This window comes from Dysgonomonas sp. Shenzhen-Wh21, from assembly GCF_043392705.1.
In the GTDB taxonomy this organism is placed as follows: Bacteria; Bacteroidota; Bacteroidia; order Bacteroidales; family Dysgonomonadaceae; genus Dysgonomonas.
Genome location: NZ_JAIXHZ010000108.1, coordinates 1 through 7,418, shown reverse-complemented (window position 1 = coordinate 7,418; position 7,418 = coordinate 1). Strand labels below are relative to the sequence as shown.

The window sequence follows — 7,418 nt, the reverse complement described above, 5'->3', positions numbered from 1 at the left end:
AAAAGGGCTAACACCATCTCCCAAATATACAAGAGTAAAAGATCCGTCTGAAGCCTCTTTACGCCTTATCTCGTTCAAGCCCAATGCTTTTTTATAAAAACTGATGCTTTTATCCAAATCTGTTACATTTATATTGAAATGATCAAATCTTCCTTTTATTTCCATAATTCTTTTTCTTTTAATAAGAATACAAATATAATATGATTAAAATAAACGGTTGACTTTATCTCTTGTCTTTTGATAATCTTTTACATGTAGATTATTATAAAGATTTGATTTACATACCTCTAATTTATTTAAGCACTAAAAAAATGAAAACTTTTGAAATAAAGTCTTTTTCTTTTTATAAAAAGTACTATCTTTGCACTCGCTTAAAAGCAAAAGGTGAGGTCCCGTAGCTCAGCTGGATAGAGCAACAGCCTTCTAAGCTGTGGGTCAAGCGTTCGAATCGCTTCGGGATCACAATACAGCAATTATAAATAGCTATATATCACAAGATGTATAGCTGTTTTTTTAGAAGACTATAGTGAGTATATACCAGAGATTTATTACAACATTTTATTGCAAACTTTTACGCTTGATTTATTAAACTATCTACATAGCACAAGCGATACTATATATTGAAGACATAAATAACAAGAGAAAAAGAGATGAGACATGTTCACAAACAACAAACCAAATTTATTTTGCATCATTAAATAGATCTGTTACAGAAGACATCAACAGTCTAATTATAAATAAGATAAGAATAAACAAAAAAAATATCTCCTGTTAAGAGATATTTAATTAATTACAAAATTAGAAAATAAATTGAATTTAAGTAATTAAAAGGCGTAAAAAAGAAAAAGGCATAATCTGCAATATGGTCATAAATTTAATTTAGATAGATCTACAAAAACATATAATACACGTTATCAATATATTACATATTTAGATATATCTCTTAACAGGAGATATACCCTATACGATAAATTTTGCCTTTGCTCTATACATTACATTTGTTGATTAATCAGAAAAATCAATGAGATAGCAAACTTTAGAAAAATAAATTATAGCATAATGTTTCTTTTCCACTCCAGACATTTACACGAACTATATATACCCATACAAAAGTTTCAATACCCTATAAAACGGGGTAACCATTTGTTTGTCTTTAATTTGTTTGTCTTTAATATTTGTTGTCATCCCATTTATTTTCAACCGCCGCTTGGGAAAGTATTCGGAAGAGAATATAGGGTATTGAAGTTTTTATACGGGATAGAATTATATAAGCAAAAAATGAGTGATTAAATATTTCATTATAAAACTAAAACATTTACTAAATGAAACCAACAAACTTCAAACTAAACAGAAGCAAACAGAAAACATTATTCATAGTTATAATGTTAGGAGCTTCTTCCTTATTACGTGGCCAGGTAACCATCGGTTCGGGATATGAACCAAATTCAAATGCATTACTCGATTTACAGGAGAATTCCGACCACAGTTCTACAAAGGGGTTACTGCTACCACGCGTTTCACTTTCATCAACAACATCGTTTTCTCCTTTGCTAGATCATGTCGCGGGGATGACTGTGTATAACACCGCTACGACGAACGATGTAAGCCCCGGATATTATTATAATGATGGGACTAAATGGATAAAACTTTTTGCGGAAGTTTCAGCAGTTACACCTAAATTCTTTTATATGCCATCTATTGTGCTACCGACAGATACCGCAGATCCATCTTACAATTCAGCTACACAAGAGTTTACTGTTGATTTATATACTCTTTACAGAGAACAATTCGAACTGACTAATTCAGCTTCGTCTATCAAGGGTGCGGGTGCAACAACTTTACCTGTGTTAGCAAGTAATGACTTAGAGTATTTCATTCCTTATTATGACAATACGGTTTTCCAGAATATCACATTGAGTAATACAGGGATTTTGAAATACAAACTTTTCGCACAATTTACTTATTCCGAAAAAACGTTTATGAACATTGTTTTTAAGGTTAAATGACAATAGTTTGTACAAAATAAAGATTAGTAAATTATGAAAATATTTTATGCATTAATATTTTGCGTATGCACCATTTCTGCATTTGCGCAAAACAATATAGTAAAGGATGCAAAACAAGAGACTAATGGAAATTATTGGTTTCGTAGTGTCACAATAAATGTTCGTAACTATGAGACTAAAGCTGAAGTATTGACGCATACCTTTAATGACACCACATCTCTAGATGGGATAAACAAGCTGCCATTTCCCATTCACCCCATATTCTTATCGGTATATATACAATCGGGAAAGCTAGCTGCTTGTACTTTGTGGAACAACCTCGCGGAATATAATGTAATCAATGAGGGAATGTTATTATTGCCAGCTAAAGAATCTGAGAAGGAAATAGAACCAAAACCAGAAGATAATTTTTCTTCGCCATATTCCTTGTCTCCTCTGTACTCTTTGACTATAGAAGGAAACACTGCAACATTTACTTTTCCAGAGATTTATGGAAATAGTGATTATAACTTTCCATTAGAGGGTACATTGACTATTGTTCTTGTTAAAGACGAATCTTATAAAAATATATTATGACAAAAAGAATTATTTATATATTCTCTTGTTTGTGTATAAGTTTACTTAGCTCGTCACAAATTGGAGCACAGACTTGTAGTCCCAACTTCACTGTAAGTACACAAATAAAGAATTCTACCTGTTTGTCGAATGGAGAAATAACCGTAACATTAGGGGGAGATACCACAAATATTTTTAATGTGCAATACGGACTTAGTTCTGAAGGCGGTTTTTCTATAAATCCTCAAAGTGATCATGTGTTGCGAAATATACCTCCCGGCACATATCAGCTGACTGTTCGAGCTTTTTGTAAAATAGACAGTGAGTATAGTACGGTTAAAAATCTCTCAAATCTGGTTGTAGGAGGTAATTACAAAGTGCCGGAAGTATCGCTTAATTCTGATGTATCACGTAAATCATATCTAGGATGTGGTACAGGTATTATTGCGCTGAATGTTACCAATGGCAGTGGAAATTTTGAGTTTACGATTACCTCGGCACCCGCAGGGGTTGCTACTCCGCAGACGGTGACGCCCACAAAGAGTGGTAATGTTTACACATTTCCTAACAAAAATTACCCTGCAGGGAATTACACCGTACAAGTAAATGACGGATGTTATACCTCAGTAAGAGATTTTACATTGGGTACTATTTCTGGATTTCCTACTTTTAGTAACCTTACTCAGACTGCTTTTCTCCCCGATTTGGATAATACTCAAGGTTCATGTGGATATGTAAAATGGACTGCCTCTTCTAATGAAATATTGGCTAATCTTGATTATAAAAGATATTATAACGATAGAATGTATGAAATAGGAGCAGCTCCCGCCGGACAGATACCAACCCAATGGTCAGACTGGAACAGTACTGCCTCTGGCGGAATGTTATTGAATATATCTCCTTATAATATAGCTCATTTTTATTCATCAAATAGTCTTGCTATTTATATACGATTGAAAGGTTGTAATGACATTTACAAAAGCTTCACTACGAATATAAAAAAACCTACCTATTTCACTTATTCTATGCGTGATCGCAATTGCAATAACTATACATATACCGTAAGACCATGGACAGATTATGATGGATTATTTTGTTATCCATTAAATATTGTAGTAAAAAAAACAACAGGGGGAGATATCGTTTATAATAATCCGAACTGGTTGAACAGCGTCAATTCGAATGATATAATGACATTAGAGTATGATACTCAGTATACAGTTACGTGTACAGATCAAAATGGAACAGTAGTCACGAGTTCTATTTCCGCTATAAACCGGAACATTTCATTTTCAACCAATAGATTTGATTGTGATAGTTATCAACTAGTTTATTATCTACCAACCGGAACCCATAAGTGTATACCTGTTGAGGTGACTATTACCGACCCCAATAATGTGGTGGTATGTACCCAAACCCTAACTAATACTGCAACTAATTATTCTTGCCCTTTAGAGTATGGAAAAACATATACATTCACCGCAGTTTATGCAGATGGATTTACTTATACTACTACACGTAATATAGCATCCACACTACCTACAAGTTATGCATTGAGTACAAGTAGTTCATACGACGATAAATGTACTGTAGATAAAGGACGCTTATATATATACGCAAATGCAGGCTGGCCAATAGGAACGACTTTAACAATAACAGGACCGACTGGATATGTTTCACAATCGGCAACAATGACAGCGTCATCTGCCTCTTATACTATGCCTGCAACAAACTTACCTCCGGGAACTTACACTCTCACAGTGAATCATGGTTGCGGAAATCCTATCGTCTCGACCTTCAATAATCCGGGGATATATAACTATAAAGACCTTGGATATACTAGTCAACAAACTTGTTCGGGGATGAAAATAACTCCAACGGGTACTATAACATATAAACGTAATCCTACAACTACATATTACCGCTTAACTAGTGGTCCTACGGGATATGATAAAACAGTAATTGCACCCGGCGGATCCTTTACTTTCTCTGCACCGGGAACTTATGTGCTAGGTATATTAACAGATAATAATTCTGCCGCTTGTGTTATTGGTGATACAACGATTGTTTATACAGCTCCACCATTAGATCTCGACCCTAAGGCTACTTCGGCATATGTATGTGTAGGAGGAACAACTGGAAATATTTCGGTGAAAACGATGAATGGAGTTGCTCCTTATACCTATCAGTTGTGGAATGCAGATAATACAGTGAAGATATCAGGTGTTGCAGATATAACAACCAGCGGCACTGCTCATTTTACTTACGGACTAGCAGATGAAACTTATACAATTCGTATCAACGACCAATGTGGAAACGCATTTAAGCTGTATTGTTCCTCCTGTACAAATCGGATTTGAACTCGCATATACTATTTTTGCGGTCTCTAGGTTTGATATCATTATCTGCTGCTTAAATGCATAACTCTGGGGAGCACTAATTATACATGGACAGGACCTAATGGTTTTACTTCTGATATGCAGAATCCGACTATTAGCAATGTAGATACAAATATGACAGGTTGGTATAAAGTATCGGTTACACCTGAGTTTTGTGGTATAGCGAAACTCGATAGCATACATGTTACAGTGACACCACCTTTGCTACCCACACCGAGTACTGCAGATCAATCTTTAGAGGTATGTGTACGAGAACAAGTAACTTTAACGGCAGAAGTGACAGGTGGAGAGGGATTCTATACCTATCAATGGCAATCGAGTACGGATGGCATATCTTGGTTTAATATAGCCGGAGCTGTCAGTGCTTCTTATATTCCTCCGACACAAATAAGATCAGGAACATATTATTATCGCAGAATAACCTCCGACACGACTTGCGGTACAGCCTACAATCTGATAAAAGTAAATGTAAAGGGTTGCTACATACTTGTAAATCCAAATATACGCAGTAAAATAGAGCGATAAAAAGACGGGACTTTCTGACCTTAGCCCGAATAAAACTACATATTTAAAGATGCAGAGTAAATAGTCTTTTTCTATTTACTCTGCTTTTATATCATTAAATAATACCAGCGATTTTTTGTCTATTATTTGATATTAAGAATATAAAGGTATTATCAATAGGTATTAGCTGTATATAAAAAGAGTATGCTCAAAAAACAAACATACTCTTTTCACTTATAAATCAAGAAAGCACGATATAAAGGACTGGTATTATAAGCCCCAGTAGTAGGTACCATTTGCCCCGTCCACTAATACCATTTTTCCCTTTTACCATAATAAGACCTGACAAGGCAAAGAAAATGAGAGATACGGCAAAGAAATCTGCCATTACACTCCAGCCCTTTACTTTATTGTAATGAAGCTTATTTATCCAATAAACGAACTGTCGTTTGCTATGCTTTTCGTAATCCAGCATTCCTCTTTCTGAATTGTAAACGCCGACTCCACCGTCTAGCATCAATCTAAGATGCTGGTCATCTATCGATAGAACTTTCCGCAAAGGCGGAACATCTTTCCTATCGCTCCACCAATATGTCAACTCTTGCGAATTGAGTCCTTTTTCAGCTTGAAGAGTTATCTCTTCGGTATGAAAAGCCGGGTCTTTTCCGTTCATATGATTCAATAGAATTCCTGAAATCGCATATACAAGACTGACACCAACCATCAGAAATCCTAAGTCTCTATGAATAACCCTTGCCAAACGGCGCAATGTTCTACTGCTCGACGATACTGAATTCTTCTCCATCTAAATAGTAAATGGCGTAATAATCTTTATTGTTTTTCTTCATCCAATCACGCATCTCGCTAATATTAGCAAGTTCGGCCTGGCAAGTTTCAGCAGAACCGTCTTCCTTCACTTTCTTTTCGTTTACATCTTTTTCGTACTGATCTATATATTCTTTTGTCAAGCGACGTTCTTTTAACACTCCGGTGATTGCTAATTCAGATCCTACCAATTCGCGATTGAAACCTCCTATATTTCCTTTAGCTTCGACCCGCATAGATACATTTTCGTTATCACCTACAATAAAACAACGTTTGCCCGAATGCTTACATGTGTGCGTTACACTACCTTTAACTATTACTTTTTTATTTACTAATTGGTCTGCCTCAGCCAATAAGCTATCTAATGGATACATGGAAAGATCTGATACTTGAGCTACAGACGTCGAATCAGCATCACTCCCTTTGTTTTCTGTGTTCTTGCTTGTGCAAGAGACTAAACAAATAGCCATATAGGCTAATAACATAATTTTTTTCATATACTTTATTTATTTTTTGAATTAGGCAAGATTAACAAGGCTACTAAGCCCGCTATACCGGTTAAAAAGATATATATTCCATTAAAAATTTTCCTTTTAGGAGAACCCGTTATAAAAATAACTGTCAAGAATGCTATAATTAGATTTACTGCAAAGCCATAAATCCCTATATAGTGAAAATAGGGTTGTATATAGCTAGTCTCTGATTTTTCGAGAGTTAAATATACAGGAAATGTCCATTTAGAAACAGCATCCCATCTACCGGGTGTACGATCAATAGTATGCTCTCCAATTCTTTTTAGGGTTTCGGCATCTAGTGCATAAATCTTTTTAGCAAAAGGTGTTACGACGGAAACAGTCCAATCGAACATGTTGCCCATCAAGATTACTTCGTCCTTTTGCATATCTATCGGATCTATATCCAATTTCACTGTCTTATAATTAGCTCCATCATTTTCGATAATAAATAGTTCACCTTGTTTGCTGAAAAGAAATCCATAAAATCTTTTATCGGCAACTTCCAGCATCGAGAAATATGAAGCCTGTATCTTTTCACCTATTTTGTGTTGGATGCTAACAATCAATTATTCCATATGAAGATGGTTAACAATCGTCCTTATATAAAGAATACA

The 7,418-nt window shown here is 35.0% G+C and carries 9 protein-coding genes and 1 tRNA gene; 6 read left to right on the top strand and 4 right to left on the bottom strand.

Going from position 1 to position 7,418, the window contains the following annotated elements:
• The coding region (locus LDB17_RS06905) for a VOC family protein (RefSeq protein WP_393924958.1) at positions 1 to 165 on the bottom strand (165 nt) is incomplete at its 3' end.
• 223 nt (positions 166 to 388) lie between these two features.
• Here LDB17_RS06905 and LDB17_RS06900 point away from each other — a divergent pair.
• The 5 genes from LDB17_RS06900 to LDB17_RS06880 all read left to right on the top strand — a co-directional run bounded on the left by LDB17_RS06900 (position 389) and on the right by LDB17_RS06880 (position 5,485).
• Positions 389 to 462, top strand: a tRNA-Arg gene (locus LDB17_RS06900).
• 860 nt (positions 463 to 1,322) lie between these two features.
• Positions 1,323 to 2,006 carry a hypothetical protein gene (locus LDB17_RS06895; RefSeq protein WP_252637468.1) on the top strand — a complete coding sequence of 228 codons (684 nt, stop codon included), beginning with the start codon at positions 1,323 to 1,325 and terminating at the stop codon, positions 2,004 to 2,006.
• 33 nt (positions 2,007 to 2,039) lie between these two features.
• Positions 2,040 to 2,582, top strand: coding sequence for a hypothetical protein (locus tag LDB17_RS06890; RefSeq protein ID WP_252637470.1), 543 nt, complete (start codon positions 2,040 to 2,042; stop codon positions 2,580 to 2,582).
• Positions 2,579 to 4,921: a hypothetical protein gene (locus tag LDB17_RS06885; protein WP_393924956.1), complete on the top strand. Its 2,343-nt coding sequence runs from the start codon at positions 2,579 to 2,581 to the stop codon at positions 4,919 to 4,921. Before LDB17_RS06890 ends, LDB17_RS06885 begins: the two co-directional genes overlap by 4 nt.
• A gap of 117 nt (positions 4,922 to 5,038) precedes the next feature.
• A complete protein-coding gene (locus LDB17_RS06880; RefSeq protein ID WP_393924955.1) occupies positions 5,039 to 5,485 on the top strand; it encodes a hypothetical protein in 447 nt (148 codons plus the stop codon).
• 220 nt (positions 5,486 to 5,705) lie between these two features.
• Here the strand turns inward: LDB17_RS06880 and LDB17_RS06875 are convergent, their stop codons facing one another.
• From LDB17_RS06875 to LDB17_RS06865, 3 genes are read right to left on the bottom strand one after another with little or no spacing between them, the layout of a single operon-like run.
• Positions 5,706 to 6,269, bottom strand: coding sequence for a PepSY-associated TM helix domain-containing protein (locus LDB17_RS06875; protein WP_252637474.1), 564 nt, complete (start codon positions 6,267 to 6,269; stop codon positions 5,706 to 5,708).
• Positions 6,238 to 6,786, bottom strand: a complete 549-nt coding sequence (locus LDB17_RS06870) for a hypothetical protein (RefSeq protein ID WP_252637475.1) — start codon at positions 6,784 to 6,786, stop codon at positions 6,238 to 6,240. The genes LDB17_RS06875 and LDB17_RS06870 overlap by 32 nt, the downstream gene beginning before the upstream one ends.
• Positions 6,787 to 6,791: 5 nt before the next feature.
• On the bottom strand, positions 6,792 to 7,370 hold the full coding sequence (locus tag LDB17_RS06865; protein ID WP_393924954.1) for a DUF4857 domain-containing protein: 579 nt from the start codon (positions 7,368 to 7,370) through the stop codon (positions 6,792 to 6,794).
• Here LDB17_RS06865 and LDB17_RS06860 point away from each other — a divergent pair.
• Positions 7,350 to 7,418 (top strand): DUF4857 domain-containing protein (locus tag LDB17_RS06860; RefSeq protein WP_393924957.1); only part of this gene is annotated, 69 nt, incomplete at its 3' end. The two genes, LDB17_RS06865 and LDB17_RS06860, sit on opposite strands and share 21 nt — an antisense overlap.

Bases quoted from the DNA above. Each gene is read 5' to 3' on its own strand.
- LDB17_RS06870 (WP_252637475.1), bottom strand. From the start codon at position 6,786: ATGAAAAAAATTATGTTATTAGCCTATATGGCTATTTGTTTAGTCTCT.
- LDB17_RS06885 (WP_393924956.1), top strand. From the start codon at position 2,579: ATGACAAAAAGAATTATTTATATATTCTCTTGTTTGTGTATAAGTTTA.
- LDB17_RS06875 (WP_252637474.1), bottom strand. From the start codon at position 6,269: ATGGAGAAGAATTCAGTATCGTCGAGCAGTAGAACATTGCGCCGTTTG.
- LDB17_RS06890 (WP_252637470.1), top strand. From the start codon at position 2,040: ATGAAAATATTTTATGCATTAATATTTTGCGTATGCACCATTTCTGCA.
- LDB17_RS06895 (WP_252637468.1), top strand. From the start codon at position 1,323: ATGAAACCAACAAACTTCAAACTAAACAGAAGCAAACAGAAAACATTA.
- LDB17_RS06880 (WP_393924955.1), top strand. From the start codon at position 5,039: ATGCAGAATCCGACTATTAGCAATGTAGATACAAATATGACAGGTTGG.